Raw genomic sequence first — 24957 nt, forward strand, 5'->3', positions numbered from 1 at the left:
TTTTAACGGGCTAATTTTTTTTTATCACGGATAAGTATATAAAGAAATACCGGTGTGCCAGTTAAAGCGGTTACTACACCTATAGGAAGTTCTATTGGTTGAATAATTAACCTGGCTACAAGATCTGAAAAGGTAAGTACCAATGCGCCAAGCAGGGCAGAGGCGGGTAATACAAACTTATGATCTACTCCACCAATCAACCTAACGAGGTGTGGTATCAACAAACCTACAAAACCAATAATTCCAGAAAAAGATACGGATGCGCCAACGGCCATGGTTGATAATAAGACCACCATTGATTTTATCGAACCAGGATTTAAACCTATCATTTCTGCTTGTTTTTCTCCGATAGCAAAGGCATTTAATCCTTTTGAAAAAAATGGAAGTGCCAACACCGGAATGATGACAAATGGTGACAGGCAGCGAACATTTTGCCAGGTAGCACCTCCAAGGCTGCCTAACATCCAAAAAGTAATGCTTCTAAGTTGCTGTTCATTTGCAAGGTAACTGATCAGGCCGGTAAGCGCACCGGCCATGGCATTAATGGCAATACCAACTAATAACATGGTAACAACATTGGCTTGTCCATCCGTTTTAGAAAGATGATAAACAAGTAAAGCTGCAATACCAGCACCTGCAAATGCCCCAAATGCCAGTACGTAATTCCCTAAAATTTCGGAAAGTCCGGAAAATAAAAGTGTTTCAAACGCTATAATTAATACAGCCATTAAAGATGCACCTGAAGAAATGCCAATCAAACCAGGCTCAGCAAGGGGATTTCTGAAAATGCCTTGAATAGCGGCTCCAGAAATACCTAAGGCTGCGCCAACTAATATACCTAAAATTACCCTTGGCATTCTGATCATCATGATAATACCTTCATTTAAAGGATCTGTTAAAGGCTTTCCATAAAATCCTATAGATTTAAGTAGCACCATAAAAATTTCCTGAAAGGGGATATTCATGGCACCAAAAGAAAGCGAACACCCTACAGAAGCAAGAAGTGCAAAACCGAGTGTAAGGTAAATCAATAATCTTTTCATGTTAATAGATTCTGGCATTTAATGCCCTGATGGCATCTGCCAGTCTGGTGCTGAAGTTGATCAATAATGATCCGTCCATTTCAATGATTTTTTTATTTTTTCCTGCATTGGTATATTTAACACCAGGCAATTTTAAAATGGCCTCTTTACCGCCCAGGCTGCTCACACCAAAATCAAACATGAGGATTGCATCCGGATTACTTTTAATCAATGCTTCTGTAGTGTAGGGTTTAAATTCATTAAATTCCTGTATCGCATTTTTTCCTCCGGCAAGTTGAATGATGGCATCAATGCTACTGCCTTTACCAGCTACGTTCATTGTTCCTACACCTCTGGCATAAATAAAGAGTACTTTCTGTATTTGAGGACCTTTCTTTAATTCGGATTGGGCTTTTTTAATTTGCAATTCAGTATTTCGAGCCATTATTTCTCCCTGCTCAGGCATGGAAACTGCTGCGGCAATCTGCCTGATGAATTTTAATGCGCCAGAAACTGAATATTCCTGCCGCACCTGTACCACGAGAATACCCATTGATTTAAATTGTGATAAATGCGCTTTTAGAAGATCGCCCTCCGGAACAAGAATCAGGTCGGGATGAAAGGACAGAATTGATTCTGCAGACAATGCCCTGTTTCTGCTCACCTTAGGTAACTGATTAATCAATTCAGGGTAAACACTGGTTACATCAACTGCTACTATATGTTTACCAAGCCCAAGGGCATTTACGGTTTCACTGATTGCACCACCCAGGCTCACTATTCTTTTGGGCTGTGCAATAGCATTGGCGGCAACCACAAATACAAATATTGCGGTCATCAAAAAAATATTCTTACTGTGCTTATTATACATTTCTTCTTTTTTCTGTATGCACAAAACAAGTCTTTAATTTTTCCAAATGCAAGTAGACAAAAGAAGCCTGCATGTGCGATTTTGAGTATCAATTTATCTGTTATTTGTTTCAAGTTTCTGATTTAAAGGTGTTTGTATGTTTTTTGAAGAGGGTATAAGTGATGCTTATTTAAAAACATAGGTGAAAACAATACGGATTGCACAAAAGAAAATACGGATAGCACAAAAGAAAATACGGATTGAACAAATCGTTTATGACAACGAATGCAGATGTTTGCATAGTCCTTATTTAGAATGATTAAAAATAATAAGATCGTGTTAAGCAGCTCGCATCCGGAAATCAAAATAAATAAAATGAAAAAACACTTATCAATTTTTAAGTTGAAGCCATTAAGTATGTTATGCTTCACCTTTCTTATACTGATTTCATCATGCAAAAAGGAGGAATCTGACCCAAATGAGCAATTACAGGATGGAAATAGTACCGTGATTACCGATTTGGCTGGAGATACCCAGGCAGCAATGGGAAGTGCTAAACCGGGGAAAGAAGCTCGTCCCTTTTATATTTTTTTATTCCGACTCAAGGATCAGAAACAAATCTGGATTCGTAATGCGACAGATTCGGCACAATGGCTTAAAGGTAAAGACTGGGATCTGGCTTTTACCGGCCCTTATAACAGTGAGGTTTATGTGAACGATAAAAAATACCGCTATAATCCAGGTTTTGAAGGAAATGCAGAAAGTGCAGTAGTGATGCTGGAGCAGCAATACGATTTGGTTGATCAGGCACCTTCAGATCAGGTTTTTGATGCGAGTACGATTACTAAAATCGGCTGGGCATCATCGGCAAGTGCCAATGGCTGGTTTTTCTATAGCCTGAGTACGCACATTATGCAGGCAATTCCAAACAGAACCTATGCCATCAGATTACCAGATGGTAAATACGCCAAATTACAACTCATTAATGCTTATAAAGGAAATCCACCAAGTGTTACTGACCTGAATTGGCCGGCACCCTATTTCACTTTTAAATATTATGTACAGCAAAACGGCAGTAAGAATTTAAAAACAAAATAATTAATGATGAATATATCGAAAACAGCAACAAGGGTTTTTAAACAACTTTCTGTAGGGCTTATGCTTATAACTTTTTTTGCATCATGCAAAAAGGATAAGCCTGTGGCAACAGAAAAAGAACCTGTTACATCAACCCGTTCCCTGGATATGGTGCCTTACTATAAGGTACAGCGGGTAGAAAATCTTCAGGTTGAAACAGACGATAGCAACCCCACAGCGCCTAAACCTGAAGTGTTGTTTAGTCTGGATTATAAAAAAATGCAGCCTGCAACATATGGTAAAACTTCTTTTTGGGATATCTCTTTTAGTGGGTTATACAACAGTTTTATAGGTGGGAACAACGGATCTAACAGCGATAATGCAGGTTATACCGGTCCAGGTGCTGGTGGGATAACCATTTTGGCCAAATCATTTGAAGATTTAACGGATATACCCGTTGCTTCAGCATTTAAAACAGCAAGAGCATTAATAGGAACTGATGACATGGGTGAATTCGGTGTAGGAATTGGATGGTACCTATATGATTTTAACGGGAGTATAGTTGGTGATGGCAGCTATGATAAGAAACATGTGGCTTATGCGCTGGGCAATGCCTTTACATTGGCTAACGGCCAAAAGACACAACCAAGGACAATTATTGTGCGTACGGCCAAAGGTGATTTTGCTAAAATCAAAATGATTAGTTGCTATAAAGATGTTTTCACTACGGATAAGATGATGCGTAATACACCCCACATGTTTTTCACATTCGAATACGTAATCGTTCCGGCAGGCAGCACCAAATTTGAGATTAAATAATTAATTTTTTATGAAACGACTATACCCATATGTATTAATGGCTTTCACGGCCATCCATTTTTTTGCCTGTAAAAAAACAGTTGATTATGAACATATTGTTCAAAATAGAATTACTTCGTTTACCGTGGTTAATATAAAGGATACCGTTATTTATGGTGCCATTGATAATATCAAGAATAGCATTACCGTATATGTACCTTATTACTATTCATTAACTGTTGTTGAACCTAAAATTGCTGTAGATGAAGGTGCCACACTTACCTCCCCAATCCAGCCTGTAAATGTAACTGATGATAAACAAACTTATTCGGTCAAGTCATCAACCGGTGAAGTACGTACCTATAGCCTTAAAGTTATTCAGCAGAATCCTCCTGGTTTGAGTTTATCCTGGCCGCTGGGCAATAATGAAGGATCACCTAATGCCACACAGGTTTTTTATGGAAACTTAAGAAGTACCAGTGTAGCTACACTTGATGTAACCCTTACCCAACAGGCTACAAATAAGACTTTTAAACCCGATCTGATTGGAGCGGCGTCTACTCTGCCTGTATCTTTGGATACTTACATCCTAAATATTGGACTTTTACCTGCAGATCTGGATAGTGGTTACTACCAGGTTGACATTAGTTTTCTTGGCAATAAGGTGAGAATGGATAAGCCATTACATCTGGTTTATATAAAGCCTGTTGTGCTGGCAAAATCGCATGTGGTAAAACAGGGTGAAACCATCACCGTTCAGCCTGCGCAAAATACTGTATTTGTAGATTTAAAATCGGTTTTTGTGGAGGTAAACGGTAAAAGTATAGAATTACCAGTGGTAAGCTATAACAGATTAAGCGCAACTTTAAAAATACCAGATAATTTTCCTGTCATCAACGATGCATATGGAAGATTTGAATTCAATTTTGGTAAATGGACACCTGTTCTTCGCTCTATGAGCATTACGGTAAATCCTAAATAAAGAAATTGTCTGCTTTGTGTACAGAAGCATTCAGTATAACAAACCCTTTCTTCAACCTTAATTATAATCTATGAAAAAAAACGCATCAAAAAATGCCTTCGCACAGGCGTAGAATTAATATTAACGCTTCATGCTATCGATAAATGTGAAAGACGAAATGCAAATCCCGGGTAATAACATCAGTCTTTACACCGGCAACGATAGTCACAATTAGTTAATTACCTCTAGTTTATTAAAAATAATCATTAACCATTTTATTAAATCATAACATGAAAAATTCAATAAAAAATATCTCCAAAGCAGTTTTTGCTCTTGCCTTATTTACTTTAGCATTTACTTCTTGTAAAAAAGAAAATGATACTACAGGTCCTTTGAGCCTTAAAGGCGCTAAAGCCTCTGTATCATCTGTTGCCGATACCATTGTTGGCCGTTGGGGTAACCCAAGATCTGGTGGTGCGGCATTTGGTACGGTTTACGCCAATGTAATTACCGGCGCACAAGATACGGTGGGGAGCATTGCGCATCAGTTATTATTTTCCAGTCACAATAACTCCACCATTAGCCCGGCAAGCGGCTACACTTTAAGTTATTTAAATACCACTAAAGCATTATCTGCCATTGATGCGTCTGATGTTGCATCAGCGACAACAGTTTCATCTCTGGGGATTGCAACAACTTCCAATGCTGCAAATACGAGCTTAACAGCTAATGGTTGGTTAACCTATTCAACCGGAGGTACTGTTGCTGCTGTTCAAAACCTGGTTGTATTTGTGAGTGATGGATCTACCACTTATGCGCTTAAATTCAGCAGTGCGGTTGGTGAAGGTACTTCTACTCATAACAGAGGTGTTTATTACTTTGATCGCGGAACGGTATTGTAATTAATCATTAACTGACAATCTGATGCCATATCAGATTGTCAGTTATTTAAGGAGATTATATCGTTCACTTTATACATAACCGCTCATTACCAATTCAACATTAAAAATCGATTACAATCTCCTTTTACCCATAAAATATAAAAATATGTGTCGTCGTTACTTATTTAAATTATTCTTCCTATCTGGCCTGTTCACGCTATTGTTGTTTTCATCTTGTCAAAAAGAATATCTTAATACACCATATAAAGATATTGAAAGCTTTATCATAAAAGATGCCTTGAATAAGGAATTAAAAGCCTCGCTGAAGGGAGATAGTATTATTGTATACTGGCCGCCATTTCAAGATGTAAAGGATAAGGTAACACCGGAGATTAAGGTATCTTCAGGTGCTTCAGTTAACCCATCTTCCGGACAAGAGATTAATCTGAAAACAGGAACTTCTTATGTGGTGACTGCACAAGATGGCAGCATTAAGAAATACGTTCTAAAATTAGCCCTCAACCAACCCATACCTATAATCAATAGAATTGCACTAACCAGGTTAGGTCAGAGTTTGCTGATTATTGGAGAATATTTCATTCCTGATTCCAATCAAACCAAAGTATTTCTGATTGATAAGCAAAACAAAGAATATCAGATTCACTTTTCATCAACAGATGCTTTATGGTCGAATAAAATTCAATCGACAGTACCTTTAGACGGAAAACTAGATACAGGTAATTTCCAGATTAAACTGATCAGTGGTACCAATACCCTGGTTAAAGGTTCATTTGCCATTGGTAAGCCATCTCCGGCATCGGCCAAGGGTGCTTACCAATTCGATCAGGCTGGAAAAAGTATTAAAAAAGGTGATCAGATTTCTTTTACCTATTCCTTACAAGCCCCTGCTTCCAAGTATTATTATGGAAATTACACACATGCAATCATTACAGTTACCGGAGATCCAGGTGGTAAAACCCATATTGCACCCATCGCTTCGCAATCAAATACTTTATTAAAGTTCACATTGCCTGCTACCATTAGTACAGGTGCCATCCGAAGCATTGAATTGTATTCTGCACCCGATAAACTGGCATCACTTGGATATTCTATGTATACCTGGAATACTACGACGGCAGCAACCACTACCCTTATACCATAGTAAATGAAAAATAGAAATAAGTTTTGTGTAAGTGTTCTGGTAATATTCATTCTTTTTAGTGCATACGCTTGTAAAAAGGATAAAACCTTATCTGCTGAAGCGGGAGAAATTATTTCACCTGTTACGGGGACACGTACCGAGTTTACACTAGATTCTATTTTTTTGTATGCCAGTCAGGTTTATTTGTGGCATGATGCTTTGCCATCCTATGCGAATTTTAATCCAAGATTAAAATATGAAAGCATTAGCCCTGATTTGGTTGCTTTTAGACAAGAACTTTTTGATATTTCACAATTTAAGCTGAATAGTGTTACCAATACGCCCTATGAGCTACCTGTTAATTCAGGAAGTGCCAAATATTCGTACCTCGAAGCAGGACGAACGACTACAGGAGCAACGGCAGGCATTGTTCGCTCTGCAAATGTGCTGCTTAGTAGTAAACTTATTTCATCAGGTGCTCTTCACATCGCCTACATTGCTTTAGGTTCTTTTCCCAAATTAAATGAGGTACAGTCAAATCTGGATCAGGCCTTTTCTGATTTGGCTAGTGGAAATCCAAGGTATATCATTATTGATCTGCGCAGCAATGCGGGAGGTTATATAGAAACAGCAGAATACATAGCCAACCTTGTTGTACCAGGCTCCCTTACCGGAAAAGTGATGTACAGCGAGCAATTTAATTCTAAGATGCAAGCTGGCCAGGCGAGTATACTAAAAAACCAACCTTATTTAGATGCAGATGGCAAAATGGTTAGCTATCAAGGGCGTAAAGCTACCATGGCGGATGTTGATTATAGCGAAAGCGGAAATACCTATAGATTTAATAAAAAAGGCAACTTAACTTCAATTGAGGAGGTTTATTTTATTGTGTCGGGTAAAACAGCATCTGCGAGCGAATTGCTCATCAGTTGTTTAAAACCTTATCTATATGTAAAACTAATCGGCGAAAAAACATATGGAAAGCCTGTAGGCTTCTTTGGTATCCACGTCGATCAGTACAGTGTTTACCTCAGTAGTTTTCTGATTCGAAATGCAGCGGGCTGGTCTGATTATTTCTCAGGCATGACACCCGATATAACCGCTCAGGGGGTAGCCGATCCAGAATTGGGAAATCCTGAAGAACCATATTTGAAAGCTGCTATTACCGCAATCAATGGTGGAACTAAAAGAGAGGCGGCAATTAAAACAGCAGCAAAAGTGATGTCTGTTCCTATATCATCAACTTTAATCAGCAATGAAATTTCAACAGATGCTGGTATGCGGGAAACGAGATTGAAATTAAAATGATAATTAAGGTTTGCTTCAAAAAATACAATAATATTTAAACTCAATCATGTTAAAACCCTCGTTTATACTTTTCTTGTTAATGCTTGTGCATACTGCACTGCCGGCGCAATATCGTGGAAGTGTAAAGGGAGAAGTAAAGGATGTTACAGGTAAAATCTTACCAGGAGCTACCATCCGCCTGGAACCGGATGGCCACATCACTGAAACAGATGGTAAAGGTAAATTTAAGTTTCAGCAGATTTATATTGGAGAATATACCATTGCGGTGAGTATGATGGGGTACGGGAATTACCAGACCACCATCGAAATTAAAGATAAAGAAACCAGCAATATTGAAGTTAAATTAATCACCAAAACAGAAAGTCTGAATGATGTAGCTGTTACCGCTAAATTAAATGCACCTGATAATTTAATCCAGGTAGAACGAAGTGCCATGCCCATAACCGTAATTACCAGAAAAACGATTGAGCAAATGGGTAGCCGCCGGTTAGATGAAGTACTTAAAGAACAAACCGGAGTGGCCATTGTCAATAATATTGGTGGTGGTGCCAGATCAGTAGGGGTGCAGATGCAAGGATTTAGCAGTGAGTATATTATGATTTTAATAGATGGCCAGCCTATGGTAGGTCGAAACAGCGGAAATTTTGATCTTTCCAGGATCAGTGTTTCCAATATTGAAAGGATTGAGATCATAAAAGGTGCTTCATCTTGTTTATACGGTAGTGAGGCCCTGGGTGGCGCAATTAATATTATTACCCGTTATGGCGCGCTGCAACAACAGGCATCAGCATCGCTACAATATGGAAGTTTAAATATTGCAGATTTAACATTGGAAGGCGAAACACCATTCGCCTCACAAAGAGGATCGGCTAATATTTCTGCAAACTATTACCGCACTGATGGCTTTAATACTAACCCGAGATATATCCAGCTGGGTACAACCGCACCACCATATGATAATTATGCCTTGCAGGGACGTGTCCGTTATCGCTTAACCTCGAAAGGCACTCTTGGGATTAGTGGGCGTTATGGTTTGCGAAAATCTTTCATGAGCAAGGATTTTGGCTTGGGCGCAATATCTGGTGATAGTCAGGATGAACAAGACCTCAACCTGTCCAGCACTTTCGATTATAACTTTAATTCGGGTTTAAGAAGTATGAGTCGCTATTACTTTACCAATTTCCGATCAGACCAAAGTGTAAACTGGCAGCAAAATAATAGGACTATAACGCGAGATGTTTTCGTACAGAACCTGCACCGCTTTGAACAGCAATTTGCTTACAGCTTATCTGATGATTTAAAGTTTACTGCTGGTTTAGGTGGTAGTTTGGAAAACATGAAAAATGGGGCGCTGATTAATCCGGGCACGGTGAGCACGGCCTTCGCCTTCTTGCAAGGTGATTGGCAGCTGAGTGAAAAAATTGGTTTGGTCGGCGGACTTCGATATGATTATACCAATGCATACGCAAGTAAGGTTAACCCTAGTTTGGGTTTACAATACCATATTCTGCCTGCTTTAACTTTTAAGGCGGGCGCTGGTACAGGCTTTAAAGCGCCAGATTTTAAATCGAGATACCTGGTTTTTTATAATCCAACGGCTAATTATCTGGTGATTGGAAATGAGGTATTAAGGCAAACCTTAAATCAGTTGCAGCAACAAGATGAAATTAGTGAAATCAGACAGTATTTGCTTAATCAACTTGATCGCAATTTACAGGCTGAGCGGAGTACTTCTGTTAATTTAAGTTTGGAATGGAAACCTAAACCAAATATAAAAGTGGAGGCAGGGGTTTTTCATCATCAGCTGCGTAACCAGATTAACAGTATACAAGTGGCCACAGGCAGTGGAAACAGAAATATTTTTACGTATCAAAATCTGCCTAAAGCGGTAAATAAGGGAATAGACGCTTCTTTAGTTATTAATATTTTTAAAGATCTGGAAATTGGTGCAGGTTATCAGTATTTGATTGCTAAGGATTTAAGTGTAATGGATAGTATTAAAAAAGGGAATTGGCCATACAACCAGAATATTCATAATCCGGAAACAGGCCAGTCCTATCCGGCAAGTGCTGCTGATTATTGGGGGATAGAAAACCGCTCCCGGCACATGCTAAACATAAAGTCATTTTATAATTATCGCCCCTGGGATACCAGCATGAATGTTAGGTTAAATTATAGGGGCAAATATCCCTTTGGAGATCGAAATGGAAATCAGTTTATTGATCGTTATGATACTTTCGTAAACGGTTTCTGGATATTAAATGCTGCCTTGGAAAAGAAAATTTTAAAACAACATCTAAGTATTAGGTTAACGGCCGATAATATTTTAGGTTATACTGATAGACTAATGCCAGGGCAACCTGGAAGGGTAATTTTAGCCGGAATCACCTATAGGTTATTCAAGGATTAAAACTTCAACTTAACAACCATAAATACATAACATTATGCTAAGCACAAACATTAAAGAGGCAACTAAAACTGCCCATCAACAATTAGAAGTTAAAGTAATTAAAAAACTCAAGGCTATTCGGAGTGAGGCAGAATATGCAGATTTCCTGAAACACTTTTATGCCTATTTTAGTCATTTGGAGCGCCAAATTCTGCCTTACCTGAATGTTGAGATATTACCAGATTACCGTGATCGGAGAAATTCGGGGTATTTAAAAAGTGATATTGAAGCACTAGGGTTTACTATTGAAGATTTGCCTTCAACTACTGTTCCTGAAATTTCGAATGTACTGGAAGCCCTGGCTGCACTGTATGTGATGGAGGGATCTATTATGGGTGGGAGTATCATCGTTCAGATGCTTGCTAAAGGTGGCATTAATAAAGGTATTTCATTCTTTTCTGGTTATGGTTCTGAAACGGGGCAAATGTGGGGTAAATTTATAGCCGCGTTAAACAATGCTGCAAAAACAACTGCTGACGAAGATTTAGCCATTAAAACTGCTAATGCTACCTTTACTCATTTTTCTGATGTATTCGCTACTGTAGACGTCGTTTAGCATTTATTTTGAGCATATGGTTTCTGATTGAGTTCACGATTAACTCAGTCAGAGGCTATTAATGTTTAAAATCCCGTTGCTTTTAAAATGTGATGAAAATAAGAACAGGTTACTGAATGGTATAGACCATGTGATAATATAAGCCGCCTATGAATAATTTTTGATTTTGTATGCTGAATCCTTTATTCTGATAGAGTTTTAAAGCTTTTTGGTTCTCTACTTCCACTAGTAAGCCGATGCGGTTATGGCCCATGCTTTTTCCCCATTCAATGCCGGCTTTAATTAAAGCCTTTCCAATTCCTTTTCCCTGTGCTTTGGGATGAACACTAATGGTATCGAGGTAAAATTCACCTGCCTCGGTTTCAGGTTCTGGATAGAAATTTAGAAGATTATCATTTTTGGCCAGGTGATTCAGGAACGTTTTTCTTAATTCAAGGAGTTTGCCTCCATCATAAGCATTAACCGAGCCCAATACCTGATCATTTTCTATAAATACTAAAGTGTTCTCGTAACTATATTGGTTGTGTTTCTGTTTAAAGAAATGTTCAAATAATTGCTCAATGATTTTGGGATCACTGGAGTTTGCAAATTTACCAGCCAATTCACCCATGGCCTGAATGATTAGTGGAACAACAAATTTCGAATCGGAAGGTGCTGCTGGCCGGATCATTTAAATGTCGCTCAGATTAAAGGTTTCTGCTACTCTTACGCCTTTTTCGGTTCTCTGAAGGGTACAGCATTCGTGAATAGGATCATGTTCTAAGAATAAGATGTAGTTCTGATCTACTGCTTCTTCAAGGAAAGCGTTTTTTTCAGTTAGTGTTTTCAATGGAAACATATCATAAGCCATCACATAGGGTAGTGGCAAATGTCCGACAGAAGGTAACAGATCGGCCACATAAACGATTGTTCTTCCTTTATAATAGATCTTTGGTAGCATCATGGCATCAGTATGGCCGTAAGCAAAGCTGATGTTGATGTTTGGTTGCCATTCGATGTTCTCTTTTTCAGCTATAAATTTGAGTTGTCCGCTTTCCTGTATAGGTAAAATGTTTTCTTTCAGAAAGGAAGCCTTTTCCCTTGCGTTGGGTTCAATTGCCCATTGCCAGTGTTTTTCGTTACTCCAGTAAGTTGCATTTTTAAAAGCAGGGATCAGTTTTTGATTTTCGCTTACAATTGCCCCACCCACGTGATCAAAGTGCAGGTGGGTAAGAAAGACATCGGTAATATCCGCCATGCCGAAACCCAATTGTGCCAGTGATTTTTCCATGGTATCATCACCGTGCAGGTAATAATGGCTGAAAAACTTTTCATCCTGTTTATTTCCGATCCCTGTATCCACCAAAATCAGTTGATTGCCTTCCTCGATCAGCAAACACCGCATGGCCCAGGTACATAAGTTGTTGGCATCTGCCGGATTGGTTTTTTGCCAGATGGCTTTAGGCACAACGCCAAACATGGCACCGCCGTCTAATTTAAATAAGCCTGTGTTGATGGTGTGGAGTTTCATGGAATGAGGTGGTTAGGAAATAAACAGGTAAAATTACAAAACCCTTTAGAACAATCTAAAGGGTTTGTAATTTTTACTAATGACTAATGACTAATGACTAATGACTAATGACTAATGACTAATGACTAATGACTACAAATGAATCACCTCGCCGTATGCATCAGCTGCTGCTTCCATAATGGCTTCGCTCATGGTTGGGTGCGGGTGAACAGATTTGATCATTTCATGTCCGGTAGTTTCCAGTTTACGGGCAACTACAATTTCAGCGATCATTTCAGTTACGTTGGTACCAATCATGTGTGCGCCTAATAATTCACCATATTTAGCATCAAAAATAAGTTTAACGAAACCATCTTTTGCACCGGCCGCACTTGCTTTACCCGAAGCTGAGAAAGGGAACTTACCAATTTTCAATTCATAACCTGCAGCTTTCGCTGCTTTTTCGGTATACCCAACAGAGGCAATCTCTGGTGTGCAATAGGTACATCCCGGGATGTTGTTATAATCTAAAGGTTCAGCATGCTGACCGGCGATTTTCTCCACACAGATAATACCTTCCGCAGAAGCGACGTGGGCAAGCGCTTGTCCGCTCACCACATCACCAATGGCATAATAACCTTTTACTGAAGTGTTATAGAATTCATCTGTAACGATTTTGCCTTTTTCCGTTTTAATGCCTGTTTCTTCTAAGCCAATATTTTCGATATTCGCCACAATACCTGCCGCCGAAAGCACGATATCGGCTTCTATCGTTTGCATACCTGAAGCCGTTTTCACCGAAACTTTGCAGCCGGCACCACTGGTATCTACTGATTCTACGGAAGCAGAAGTCATCACATCGATACCTACTTTTTTCAGGCTTCTTAATAATTGTTTGGAAACATCTTCATCCTCTACCGGAACAACGTTTTCCATAAACTCCACAATGGTCACTTTTGTACCCATGGTGGCATAGAAATAGGCAAATTCAACACCTATTGCACCAGAACCCACTACAACCATGCTTTTAGGCAATTCAGGCAGTACCATGGCCTGGCGATAGCCGATAATTTTTTTACCATCCTGTTTCAGGTTCGGCAATTCCCTTGAACGGGCACCTGTAGCAATGATGATGTTTTTGGCCGTCAATTCTTTTTGAGAACCATCAGTGCCTTTAACTTCCAGCTTATTACCTGGCTTTACTTTACCCGTGCCCATGATCACGTCGATCTTGTTTTTCTTCATCAAAAACTGAACGCCTTTACTCATGCCATCGGCTACACCACGACTGCGTTTTACCACAGCGGCAAAATCAGCAGTGGCTTCTGCAGTGGTGATGCCATAATCTGCTGCATGATTAATATATTCAAAAACCTGTGCACTTTTCAACAGTGCCTTAGTTGGGATACAGCCCCAGTTTAAACAAATACCGCCAAGTGATTCGCGCTCTACAATAGCAACTTTCATTCCTAGCTGAGAAGCTCTGATTGCAGCTACATAACCACCCGGGCCGCTGCCTAAAACAATAACATCGTAATTCATCTGTTTTTTTTTGTTTTTTTATATCTGTCAGATGGAGCGTACCATCATTAAAATTATCATTTCCATTAAGAATGGTTGCAGTTAATTATGGACGGTTCATATCTATCTGTATAGAGATTTCTTTTTAATTGTTTCTTTTCTTGCTGTAATATCCTGATGAAAAAGTCGCTAATCGAACAGATTGATTTTCTTCTGACATCTTTAAATGTTCGGATATTACATGCCTGCGCTTTTTCATTTACGCAACAACAGCCCAAAACTAAAAAAAAAATGTTAATTGATAGGGTGATTCTTTCGATAGTCATGTAAAAACTAAAAAATTTACAATGAAGTTTTATTAACAGTTTACGGGTATGAAGTTATATTATTTGGCTGCTTATTCAAAAGTCTTCCAGGAAATTTGCTTACGTTATTAAATTAATACCAATTAGGTTGGAATACCTAAGTATGACTTCTTATTTTAAGAAATTACGCCTGATGCATGTATTATCTGGTAAAATTCTTAAGCATCACGATCGTTAAGAACGATTATTAGGGAACTGTCAGATTTATTTAGGATTTGCTGCATTATTTTTAAGTTTTAATTCAGTTTTATGTTAATTATTTAGTTGTTTAAGCAATCCTTTGATAAAGTGAAAGTTATGGTGTTAAATGAAGAGCTGAATTGTTGAAAAGTTTTGTGTTTGTTAACGTAAATTTAACATTGGATGTTAAAATGTGTTAAATTTTAATACATACATTTGCAGCAATAAAATCACCCCAATTTATTATTCAACAACAAAAACATTAAAAAACAAAGGATGAAAAAAACTTTACTATTAAAAATTGTAGTAATTGTTCTTGCTTTTGTAGGTTTTGTATCTGTCTCCAATGCGCAGGTAACTACATCATCAATGACGGGTACTATCAGGGATGCAAAAGGCACCTTACCTGGAGCAAGCGTAAAAGCTACACATACCCCAACAGGTTCTGTTTACACTGTTTCCACAAACGGTGATGGTAGATTTACTATTGGTGGAATGCGGGTTGGCGGACCTTACTCCGTTGAGGTTAGTTTTGTAGGTTATAAACCAGCTAAGTTAACCGACATTTATTTAAAGTTAGGTGAGCCATATTTGCTTAATCTTGAATTAGTTGATAATAGTTCAACACTAGATGAAGTGAAAGTTACAGGTCAAAGTACAAATAGTATTCTAAATTCTAACAGAAACGGAACTTCTACAGTTATTGGAAAACAGCAAATTCAAAGTTTACCAACCATTACACGTAGTGTAAATGATTTAACACGTTTAACGCCACAAGCAAATGGTACTTCAATTGGTGGTGGTAACTACCGTTCGAATAACTTTACTGTAGATGGTGCTAACTTTAATAATCAGTTTGGTATCGGTCAGAACATTCCTGCAGGAGGTTCTCCGATTTCAATCGATGCATTAGAGCAAATCTCCATTAATGTAACTCCATTTGATGTTCGTCAGACTGGCTTTACCGGTGGTTCTGTTACAGCCGTTACACGTTCTGGTACAAATACATTCAGTGGTAATGCATTCTATACCATGAGAACAGAAGATAATCAAGGTAAAAGAATTGGAGATACTTATAGAATTCCAACTTTACAACCATTGGATGAGAAAAATTATGGATTTAGCCTAGGTGGCCCAATCGTAAAAGATAAATTATTCTTCTTTGTTAACTATGAGAAAAAGCACACTATTGAAGCTGGAACGCAGCGTTTAGCGGCAACTCCTGAAACTCCATATTCTCCTTCAAATCCAAATGTTGTTCAGGCAAGCAGGTCTTTCTTAAATGAAGTGTCATCCTATTTAAATAATCGTTATGGTTATCAAACAGGTCCTTATGAAGGTTACCAGAATGTGAGCGATAATGAAAAAATGTTTGCCCGTTTAGATTGGAACATTAATAAAAATCATCGTTTCAGTGTTCGTTACAATCAGGTAGAAAGTCAAACTCCATCATTTGCAAGTACTTCAGTTACCAATTCAGGGGTAACAGGTACATTGTCTTATAATAACGTTAGATCAGGAACTACTCGTAACGCAGGTATGCCTTTCTATAATTCTAATTATTATCAAGCAGCAAACCTATATTCAGCTGTAGCAGAATTAAACTCAAACTTTGGTAGTAAAATTACCAACGTTGCCCGTGTAACTTATTCACACCAGAATGACCCAAGAAATTCTGATAGTTCTCCATTTCCTTTAGTTGATATTTTAGATGGAACACAAACAAATGCTAACGCTGGTAACGTATTAACTACTTTTGGATATGAGCCATTTACTTATGGTAACTTAAGAGATGTTAAAGGTTATACTTATAGTGATGACTTAAGTTTAGCATTAGGAAAACATAACATTACTTTAGGTTTACAAGCAGAATTTAGTACTACAAAAAATGGTTTCCAACGTTTTGGTACTGGTTTTTATACTTTTAAATCATGGGATGATTTCAAAAACAATAGAGCACCATTACAATATTCAGTAACCTATCCGCTAACAGCAGATGGATCACAGGCTTATCCAAGTTTTAAATTTGCACAATATTCAGCTTATTTACAGGATGAATTTACAGTTACAGATCGTTTAAAATTAACAGCAGGCTTACGTATAGAACAGGCAACTTATCCTGATGCTACAGAAATACAAACACACCCACTAGTTGCTGCTCAAACTTTTGCCAATGGTAAAAAAGTAGATACTGGTGTATTACCAGGAAATACACTTTCTTATTCTCCTCGTTTCGGATTTAACTGGGATGTAATGGGTGATCGTTCACTACAAGTTCGTGGTGGTACTGGTATTTTTACTGGCCGTGTACCTTTCGTATGGATTGTTTCTCAGTCTAGCGATGCTGGATTATTGCAATACTTACAAGTGTATTCTGGTAATAATGTGCCTTTGTTTAATCCAAGTATTGCACCAAACTTATTAACTGCTACTAAACCTGCAGCCGGAACTTCTATACCAGGTACAATTAGTGTAATGTCTCCTGACTTGAAATTCCCTCAAACGTGGAAATCAAGTTTAGCAATTGATGCAAAATTACCTTGGGGTATCGTTGGTACATTAGAGGGGATTTATGGAAAAGATTTAAGAGTAGCTGTAGCTAAAAATGTAAACCTTGAAGATCCTACTAATTTAGCCATTTCAGGTTATGGCGATACAAGACCTATGTTTCCAAATTCTGTTGCTGGTAGACAAGTAGTTGATATCAATTCAGCAGGTATACCTACTACAAATGGTACTAGTGCGTTAAACGTTACAGAAATGACGAACGCAAAAGGAGGTTACAACTGGCAACTTACTGCTCAATTGACTAAACAATTTAATAGTGGAGTTTCAGCAATGATTGCTTATACACGTTCTGATCAAAGAAATTATGGTGATGGAGCTGGAGATCAATTAGGTAACTTATGGTCAATCCCACAAACAGCAGGTAATCCAAATGAGCCAACATTAAGTTATTCTAATAACCTTACTCCAGATCGTATTATTGCTAGTGTATCTTACCGTAAGGAATTTTTAAAAAATTTAGCTACTTATGTATCTGTATTTTATGAAGGAGCTCAACAAGGAAGGTTCTCTTATACTTATGGAGCTGATTTCAATCGTGATGGTGTAAATGGTAATGATTTAATGTATATTCCTAGAAATGCAAGTGAGATTGATTTTGTAGCTCAAAACGTTACACAAAGTAATGGAACAGTAAGGACTTTTAGTGCTCAAGAACAAAGTCAAATATTTGAAAATTATATTGCGCAAGATAAATACTTAAGCGAACATAGAGGAGAATATGCAAAACGTAATGGAGCAACATTACCTTGGAGAAATCAATTTGATTTAAGATTAACGCAGGAAGTTTTTAAAAATTTTGGCAATACTAAAAATTCATTCCAATTCACAGTTGATATCTTTAATGTAGGTAACTTATTGAATCGTAAGTGGGGAAATAGAAATTTTGTAAACAATACATCAGTATTAGTGCCAACAAACTCCACTCAGGTTAACAATACAACCAAACCAACTTTTAGATTGAATACAGCAGGTGGTGACGTAATCAGAGATACATTTGGAACTACCCAAACAATCTTATCAACTTATTACATGCAATTTGGTATTCGCTATAATTTTAACTAATACTATCTAAAATACCAATTTTTCAAGGCCTCGACTTTTTTGTCGGGGCTTTTTGTTTTTCAAAATCTTATTTGATAGTATTTATTTATTTATTAAAATTGATGATTAATTTGCAGTTCGTGTAATAAAATGATCACTATATGTAAAAAAGTGGAATTGTTTATTCAGTGTATTTACTTTAGTTTTTGGAAAACAAAAACTATCATAGAAAAATGTGCATCTCTCTTTGTGGAAAAAAACTAATTCCCATCATTAGAACTTAAATGTATTGTTAGTATTAATGATATACCCACCTCCGTTCTAATAAATCATCAACCTAAATTCCTGCGCTTTTCTCAGATTTTTTATTGTTTATGTAATTAATAAGGATTAACTATTTAAATCATTTACATGAAAAAAATTTATTACACATTGGCACTTTTGGTTTTACTGGTAAGTGCTTGTAAAAAGGAATCAAATACTTTAGAGTCTCCAGAACAGAAAGTCGCTTTAGGGAAGGTTATCGTCTATCATCTTAAAAATGGCGGGCAGGTTACCGTTGTGATTAATAATAGAGGAGAATATGTTGTAGGAGGAGATGTAATTTTGTCTAAAAATCAAATCGCATATCTTGAATGTAACAAAATCGGTGATGATAAAACTGTGACAACTGAGAGTACCTTTACTAATGAACTTCAAAAATTGTGGCCTGGTGGTATTGTGTATTATACTATTAATAATCCTAGTAAGCATTCATATATTGTGGATGCCATAAATCATTGGGAAGCGAATACGCTAATACGCTTTGTTCAAAGAACTAATCAAAATAATTATGTGGATTTTGCAGGTACTCCCGAGCAGGGTGGAGGATCTTCTCAATTAGGAATGGTTGGTGGTAGACAAGAAATTAAGTTGGACGCAAATGCAGCATTAAGTACCGTAATTCATGAAATAGGACATGCAGTAGGTCTTATGCACGAGCAAACTAGAGCAGATCGTGATCAGTTTATTAATGTAAATTATAATAATATTAGCTCGAGTTGGAGATCTCAGTATGATATATATAGTGCTCATGGAATTGCTGGTTCTGAAAATGGAACGTTTGATTTTAATTCTATTATGCTATATCGTTCTTATGCACCTGAAGTAAGTTTAAACGGAAATACCTCACCACAAATGACCAGAAAAGATGGTTCTATCTGGAATAATAACTATTACCTCTCACAAGGAGATATTGCAGGGGTAACTGCTCTTTATTCTATTATATATTATAGAATTGTATATTTAGGTAACGAGGTATATCAACAAGATGATTGGAATGATGTATATGATTCAATCTATGAAGTCAGGTTTTACAGTGATCCATCTTTTACTATCCCTTTTGAAATACAAAGAGATATATCATTTGGAGTAAATTATACCAAAACTCAATACCAATATTCAGAACAGGGAACCACATATGGAATGTATTATGAAATCACTGCTCCTCGCGGATCATCAAGTGTAAGCTTATGGCCAGTATCTACAAGTATACATTATAATGGAAGCATGGGTATGCAGGCAGGTAGTTTCTATGATGGTCTTGGAAATGTAGGTATATTAAATGGATTTGGTGTAGCTAGGTATAATTGATAGTTATTAATTTAATTACAAGAAAAGGCTTTGGATTTTTAATTCCAAAGCCTTTCAGTTTTTAAAAGATAAGACTGTTTTTACTATATGCGTGTATCATTCCTATTTATAGCTAACTCCATTTTTAAACAGCTCATTCAATACCCCAGCCAAACGGATCCCGCCCATCTCTATTCTTTTATTTGCAATAGCAATATGCGATTGGTAATAAGCATCGTCTAATTTATTATTCTTCTCCACTTCCTGATAAAGCTTGGAACTGATTTTGTAACTTTCAAATAACCAGTCGGTAGGGGTGGCCCTTTGCCATTTTCTTATTCTGGATTTACCCACATCATCTTTTGCCACAAGCTGTGTCATGCTAAGCCCCTGGTGATCTAATAACCTGCTATCCCAAAGGCTGTGAAGATTCGTTCCTTTTCCATCAAACTGCACCTGGATGGTATTACCACCTTTATCTTCGGCCCGACTTACATGCATGGGCTGATGCGCATCTCCAACTAAATGCACAATAAATTTTAAAGCAATTATTTTTTGGTCTTTAGTGGCGTTTGGATTTTTGATGACCGATTCATTCAATGTCAGCGCTGTCAACAAGTTTTCATTTTTTAAGCTTTCAATAGCGTCTTTGAATTTTCGACGGCTTAAACCCATGGGAAGATTCACAAAATGCCATCCGGCTGTATTCTTGTATTCTGGTTGATTGCGAACCTCATCAGCCCAGGAGGCAACATCTGCTAATGTTTCTTGGCCAAGCAGTTCTTTAATGGCTTGCTTAGCCCCATCATTCAGGTGTTTTTCTGCAATGGAAGCTACAGTTTTGTGTCCGAAAAATCCCCAAGAGCTCAAAAAGATGGCTGTACATATTAGTACGCATCCAACAATTATTCTTTTCATGCTACGAAGATATTAATCTGTACCGACGGGTTTTTCCTGACTTAGAAATATTACAATTCTCCTCCAATAAAAAATAGGCTTTGGGTTTTATCCAAAGCCTATCCGATATTTAAATGTAAAATCTTAATGATAAATAAAAGTCCCCTTTTCGCTTTCGATGGTTACCTGTTTCCGGTCACCTTTTTCTACACGGCCGATCACCTGTGCATCAATGTTAAAGCTTTTTGAGATCTCGATAATACTTTCAGCAATCTCTTGTGGTACATAAAGCTCCATGCGGTGGCCCATATTAAATACCTTATACATTTCCTTCCAATCTGTGCCTGATTGTTCCTGTATCAGTTTAAATAGCGGCGGAACAGGGAACAGGTTATTCTTGATGACATGGATATCCTCATTGATGAAGTGTAATACTTTGGTCTGTGCACCACCACTGCAATGAACGATACCATTAATTTGTTGGCGATGTTTGGCTAATATTTTTTTAATCACCGGCGCATACGTACGGGTAGGGGATAAAACCAGCTTTCCTACGGTAATTTTACCAAAACCTTCAATTTCGATTTCATCCGTTAATTTCTTTTGACCAGAGAAGATCAAATCAAAAGGTACCGCTGGGTCAAAGCTTTCCGGATAATTGTCTGCTACTGATTTCTCAAAAACATCGTGACGGGCAGAGGTTAATCCGTTTGATCCCATTCCACCATTGTATTCCGTTTCGTAGGTGGCTTGTCCGGATGAAGCCAAAGCCACGATAATATCTCCAGCTTTAATGTTGTCATCGCTGATCACCTCGTCACGTTTCATCCTGCAGGTAACGGTAGAATCTACAATAATGGTTCTGACCAGGTCGCCAACATCAGCTGTTTCGCCACCTGTTGAGTAGATGGAAATTCCCTGCCCCCGGAGATCAGCCAGAATTTCTTCAGTTCCGTTAATCACCGCAGCAATCACGTCTCCTGAAATTAGATTTTTATTCCTTCCGATGGTTGAAGACAAAAGGATATTATCTGTAGCACCCACACAAATCAGGTCGTCAAGATTCATGATAATGGCGTCCTGAGCAATACCTTTCCAGACTGACATATCACCGGTTTCTTTCCAGTAAACATAAGCCAGTGATGATTTCGTACCTGCACCATCTGCATGCATGATATTGCAGAAAGCCTCATCACCACCTAAAATATCAGGAATGATTTTGCAGAATGCTTTTGGGAAAATTCCTTTGTCGATATTTTTGATGGCATTATGCACATCTTCTTTTGAGGCAGAAACGCCGCGCTGATTGTACCTGTTATCACTCATGTTGCGGCAAAGATAGTTTTTTAAGGTGGAAGGTAAAAGGGTAGAAGATAGAAAGTCTGAAGTCGGGCGTCAGAAGTCTGGAGTTAATAGATCAAATATCGGTGTGGAGTAGAGGCTTTTACCTGCACGGCTTTTCTTAACAATATATTGAAAAAGGTTTTGGAAGTGAAAGGTAGTTTTTCATAGGAGCCTGCAGCCCCGCTTTTCCTCCTGCCGTTTTAAATGTCGTGTATTAAAAACTCTCGGTTAAAACGGCATCCGTACAATCGGGCTTAGTTTACCGGGGTTCGTTCATTGTGGCGGTTTTTTCCCTGCCCTGCCTTGACCTATGTTAAATAAACCTGATTGCATGGATGCTGTAAACGACGAATTAAAAAAGATGGTGAAAAATTTAAAGCAGAAAGGAAAGCAGGACTGTTTTATCGGATGAGCACAGGTATTGCTTTCCAAAAAAACCTTTATAAACGTAAACCACTTTTCAATCAGCTCCTGAACCAAGTTCAGGAGGACGTTATAATGTGGGATAACAGTAACCAGTTTTAATAATTAATCGATTAACCAGTTTACAGTTTTCATTTGACAGTTTACTTGCAAAGGCAACCAATCACTAACGAAACAATGATTAATGATCTAATAAAAAAGGGCGTAAAGTTTTCACCTTACGCCCTATACCTTTTAGCTTATGCCTTTCTTATTTCATGAATAATAATTCTCTGAATTTTGGTAAAGGCCAAACACTATCATCAACAATCTGCTCCAATTTATCTGCATGGTAACGGATCGTATCAAAGTAAGACTTCACTTTTTCATCGTAAGCAATTGCTTTCTCACGTGTATCTTCGATTTTGTTGGTTACTTTACGCTCTTCCAACATGGCATCGATATTGGCTTTGACGATATCTAAATGCTCAGATAGTTTTTTTACAATATCAAGAGAAGATTTGCTTTCAATACCCAAGTCTTTCAATCCTTTTACATTCTCGATTAATGAGTTCTGGTAAGCAATTGCAGCCGGAATAATGGCCGTATTGGCTACTTCACCCATTACACGGGCTTCGATCTGTAATTTTTTGTAGAAATTCTCTAACATGATTTCATGACGGGCATGAATCTCACGGGCGCTGTAAATACCAGTTGTGGCAAATAATTCAGCAGATTTTTCCGTTAAATAAGCATCAAGGGCTTTAGGCGTTGTTTTGATGTTTGATAAACCGCGGGTTGCCGCTTCATCTTCCCACTCCTGGCTATAACCATTTCCTTCAAAACGGATAGCTTTAGATTCTTTGATGTATTTTTTAATTACTGTTAATAAAGCGATATCTTTTTTATCCCCTTTTTTGATCAGTTTATCTACTTCCACTTTGAATTTGGTTAACTGCTCAGCCATGATTGCATTTAAAATCGTCATTGGTGCTGAAGAGTTAGCCGAAGAACCTACTGCCCTTAACTCAAATTTATTTCCTGTAAAGGCGAAAGGAGAGGTACGGTTACGGTCAGTATTATCCAATAAAATCTGTGGAATTTTAGGGATACCTAACCAAAGGGCATTATCTTCTTTGATTTTTTTGCTGATGCGTGAGTGCTCAATTTCATCTAACACATCGTTCAGTTGCGAACCCAGGAAGATAGAAATGATTGCCGGTGGTGCTTCGTTAGCACCTAAACGGTGATCATTACTTACTGATGCAATACTGGCACGTAATAAATCAGCATGCTCGCTAACGGCTTTGATGGTATTCACAAAGAAAGCCAGGAACATTAAATTATTTTTAGGTGTTTTACCTGGTGCCAATAAGTTTTTACCGGTATCTGTAATTAACGACCAGTTATTATGTTTACCTGAACCGTTGATTCCTGCATATGGTTTTTCATGTAATAAAACACGGAAATGGTGACGGCGGGCCACTTTTTCCATCAAATCCATTAACAACTGATTGTGGTCAATCGCTAAATTGATTTCCTCATAAATAGGCGCACATTCAAATTGAGATGGTGCCACCTCATTGTGACGGGTTTTTAACGGAATACCTAATTTTAAAGCTTCATTTTCGAAGTCAACCATATACGTGAACACACGCTCAGGAATTGATCCGAAATAGTGATCTTCTAATTGCTGACCTTTGGCAGACATGTGTCCAAATAGAGCACGGCCGGTTAACAATAAATCCGGACGGGCGTTGAATAAAGACTCATCAACCAGGAAATATTCTTGTTCGATACCTAAAGATGCATTCACTTTAGTAATGCTTTTATCGAAATATTGGCAAACATCTACAGCTGCTTTATCAAGTGCTGCTAATGCTTTTAATAATGGTGCTTTATAATCTAATGCTTCACCGGTATAGGATACAAAAACAGTCGGGATACAAAGTGTTTTACCTGCTTTGCTTTCCATAATGAAGGCTGGAGAAGAAGGATCCCATGCGGTATAACCACGTGCTTCGAAAGTATTACGGATACCGCCGTTAGGGAAACTGGATGCATCAGGCTCTTGCTGAACCAATGCACTACCGGCAAATTTTTCGATAGCACCATCGCCACTTGGCTCAAAAAATGAATCATGCTTTTCTGCTGTTGTACCGGTTAGTGGTTGAAACCAGTGCGTGTAATGCGTTGCACCAGCACTCATTGCCCAAGCTTTCATGGCCGTAGCAATCTGGTTAGCATCGTCAGAATTAATTAACTCGCCCTGGTTAATGGATGAGATTAATTTTTCATACACGTCCTTAGATAAGAAATCTCTCATTTTTTTCTTATCAAATACATTAGCGCCAAAAAAATCAGAAATTTTTGAAGATGGTGATTTAACTTCTGGTGAAATTCTGTTTTGAGCCTCTTTTAATGCGATGGTTCTTAAGCTTTTCATTAATTTGTTATGTTTTTTGTCAAAAATAGGATATTTTATTAATTTTTATA

18 protein-coding genes are annotated in these 24957 nt (G+C 37.8%); 10 read left to right on the forward strand and 8 right to left on the reverse strand.

Annotated features, from left to right (window positions below):
- Positions 1–2: 2 nt before the first annotated feature.
- Together OQ267_RS09375 and OQ267_RS09380 are read right to left on the reverse strand one after the other, a co-directional pair.
- Positions 3–1043, reverse strand: coding sequence for a FecCD family ABC transporter permease (locus OQ267_RS09375; protein WP_088302373.1), 1041 nt, complete (start codon positions 1041–1043; stop codon positions 3–5).
- Position 1044: 1 nt separating this feature from the next.
- On the reverse strand, positions 1045–1860 hold the full coding sequence (locus tag OQ267_RS09380; protein WP_265835676.1) for a heme/hemin ABC transporter substrate-binding protein: 816 nt from the start codon (positions 1858–1860) through the stop codon (positions 1045–1047).
- 387 nt (positions 1861–2247) lie between these two features.
- Between OQ267_RS09380 and OQ267_RS09385 the strand changes: the two genes are divergently transcribed.
- The 8 genes from OQ267_RS09385 to OQ267_RS09420 all read left to right on the forward strand — a co-directional run bounded on the left by OQ267_RS09385 (position 2248) and on the right by OQ267_RS09420 (position 11043).
- Entirely contained in the window at positions 2248–2970 is a 723-nt protein-coding gene (locus OQ267_RS09385) for an HmuY family protein (protein ID WP_265835677.1), read from the forward strand.
- Positions 2971–2973: 3 nt separating this feature from the next.
- Positions 2974–3768: an HmuY family protein gene (locus tag OQ267_RS09390; protein ID WP_140418696.1), complete on the forward strand. Its 795-nt coding sequence runs from the start codon at positions 2974–2976 to the stop codon at positions 3766–3768.
- Between the two features lie 10 nt (positions 3769–3778).
- Positions 3779–4729 (forward strand): hypothetical protein, encoded by a 951-nt coding sequence (locus OQ267_RS09395; protein ID WP_140418697.1) that lies wholly within the window; start codon positions 3779–3781, stop codon positions 4727–4729.
- Positions 4730–4998: 269 nt separating this feature from the next.
- Positions 4999–5610 carry a hypothetical protein gene (locus OQ267_RS09400; RefSeq protein WP_265818451.1) on the forward strand — a complete coding sequence of 204 codons (612 nt, stop codon included), beginning with the start codon at positions 4999–5001 and terminating at the stop codon, positions 5608–5610.
- Between the two features lie 277 nt (positions 5611–5887).
- Complete coding sequence (locus tag OQ267_RS09405; protein WP_265835678.1) at positions 5888–6751, forward strand: hypothetical protein; 864 nt, start codon at positions 5888–5890, stop codon at positions 6749–6751.
- Positions 6752–6754: 3 nt separating this feature from the next.
- Positions 6755–8038, forward strand: a complete 1284-nt coding sequence (locus OQ267_RS09410) for a S41 family peptidase (protein WP_265835679.1) — start codon at positions 6755–6757, stop codon at positions 8036–8038.
- Positions 8039–8117: 79 nt separating this feature from the next.
- On the forward strand, positions 8118–10448 hold the full coding sequence (locus OQ267_RS09415) for a TonB-dependent receptor (protein WP_265835680.1): 2331 nt from the start codon (positions 8118–8120) through the stop codon (positions 10446–10448).
- A 34-nt stretch (positions 10449–10482) separates the two neighbouring features.
- Positions 10483–11043 carry a biliverdin-producing heme oxygenase gene (locus tag OQ267_RS09420; protein WP_265835681.1) on the forward strand — a complete coding sequence of 187 codons (561 nt, stop codon included), beginning with the start codon at positions 10483–10485 and terminating at the stop codon, positions 11041–11043.
- Positions 11044–11152: 109 nt separating this feature from the next.
- Here OQ267_RS09420 and OQ267_RS09425 read toward each other — a convergent pair whose 3' ends face one another.
- The 3 genes from OQ267_RS09425 to lpdA form a co-directional block, all read right to left on the reverse strand.
- The gene (locus OQ267_RS09425; protein ID WP_265835682.1) at positions 11153–11713 is read right to left on the reverse strand and encodes a GNAT family N-acetyltransferase; all 561 of its coding nucleotides are present in this window, start codon (positions 11711–11713) and stop codon (positions 11153–11155) included.
- A complete protein-coding gene (locus OQ267_RS09430) occupies positions 11714–12553 on the reverse strand; it encodes an MBL fold metallo-hydrolase (RefSeq protein ID WP_265835683.1) in 840 nt (279 codons plus the stop codon).
- A 132-nt stretch (positions 12554–12685) separates the two neighbouring features.
- A complete protein-coding gene (gene lpdA / locus OQ267_RS09435; RefSeq protein WP_265835684.1) occupies positions 12686–14074 on the reverse strand; it encodes a dihydrolipoyl dehydrogenase in 1389 nt (462 codons plus the stop codon).
- An 800-nt stretch (positions 14075–14874) separates the two neighbouring features.
- Between lpdA and OQ267_RS09440 the strand changes: the two genes are divergently transcribed.
- The gene (locus OQ267_RS09440; RefSeq protein WP_265835685.1) at positions 14875–18228 is read left to right on the forward strand and encodes a TonB-dependent receptor; all 3354 of its coding nucleotides are present in this window, start codon (positions 14875–14877) and stop codon (positions 18226–18228) included.
- Positions 18229–18618: 390 nt separating this feature from the next.
- Positions 18619–19839, forward strand: coding sequence for a M12 family metallopeptidase (locus OQ267_RS09445; RefSeq protein ID WP_265835686.1), 1221 nt, complete (start codon positions 18619–18621; stop codon positions 19837–19839).
- A gap of 102 nt (positions 19840–19941) precedes the next feature.
- Here the strand turns inward: OQ267_RS09445 and OQ267_RS09450 are convergent, their stop codons facing one another.
- The 3 genes from OQ267_RS09450 to OQ267_RS09460 all read right to left on the reverse strand — a co-directional run bounded on the left by OQ267_RS09450 (position 19942) and on the right by OQ267_RS09460 (position 24907).
- A complete protein-coding gene (locus OQ267_RS09450; RefSeq protein WP_265835687.1) occupies positions 19942–20736 on the reverse strand; it encodes a S1/P1 nuclease in 795 nt (264 codons plus the stop codon).
- A gap of 123 nt (positions 20737–20859) precedes the next feature.
- Positions 20860–22041: an AIR synthase related protein gene (locus tag OQ267_RS09455; protein ID WP_265835688.1), complete on the reverse strand. Its 1182-nt coding sequence runs from the start codon at positions 22039–22041 to the stop codon at positions 20860–20862.
- A gap of 691 nt (positions 22042–22732) precedes the next feature.
- Positions 22733–24907, reverse strand: coding sequence for a glutamine synthetase III (locus OQ267_RS09460; protein WP_265835689.1), 2175 nt, complete (start codon positions 24905–24907; stop codon positions 22733–22735).
- Between the last annotated feature and the right edge of the window lie 50 nt (positions 24908–24957).

The organism is Pedobacter sp. MR22-3, from assembly GCF_026240075.1.
Classification (GTDB): domain Bacteria; phylum Bacteroidota; class Bacteroidia; order Sphingobacteriales; family Sphingobacteriaceae; genus Pedobacter.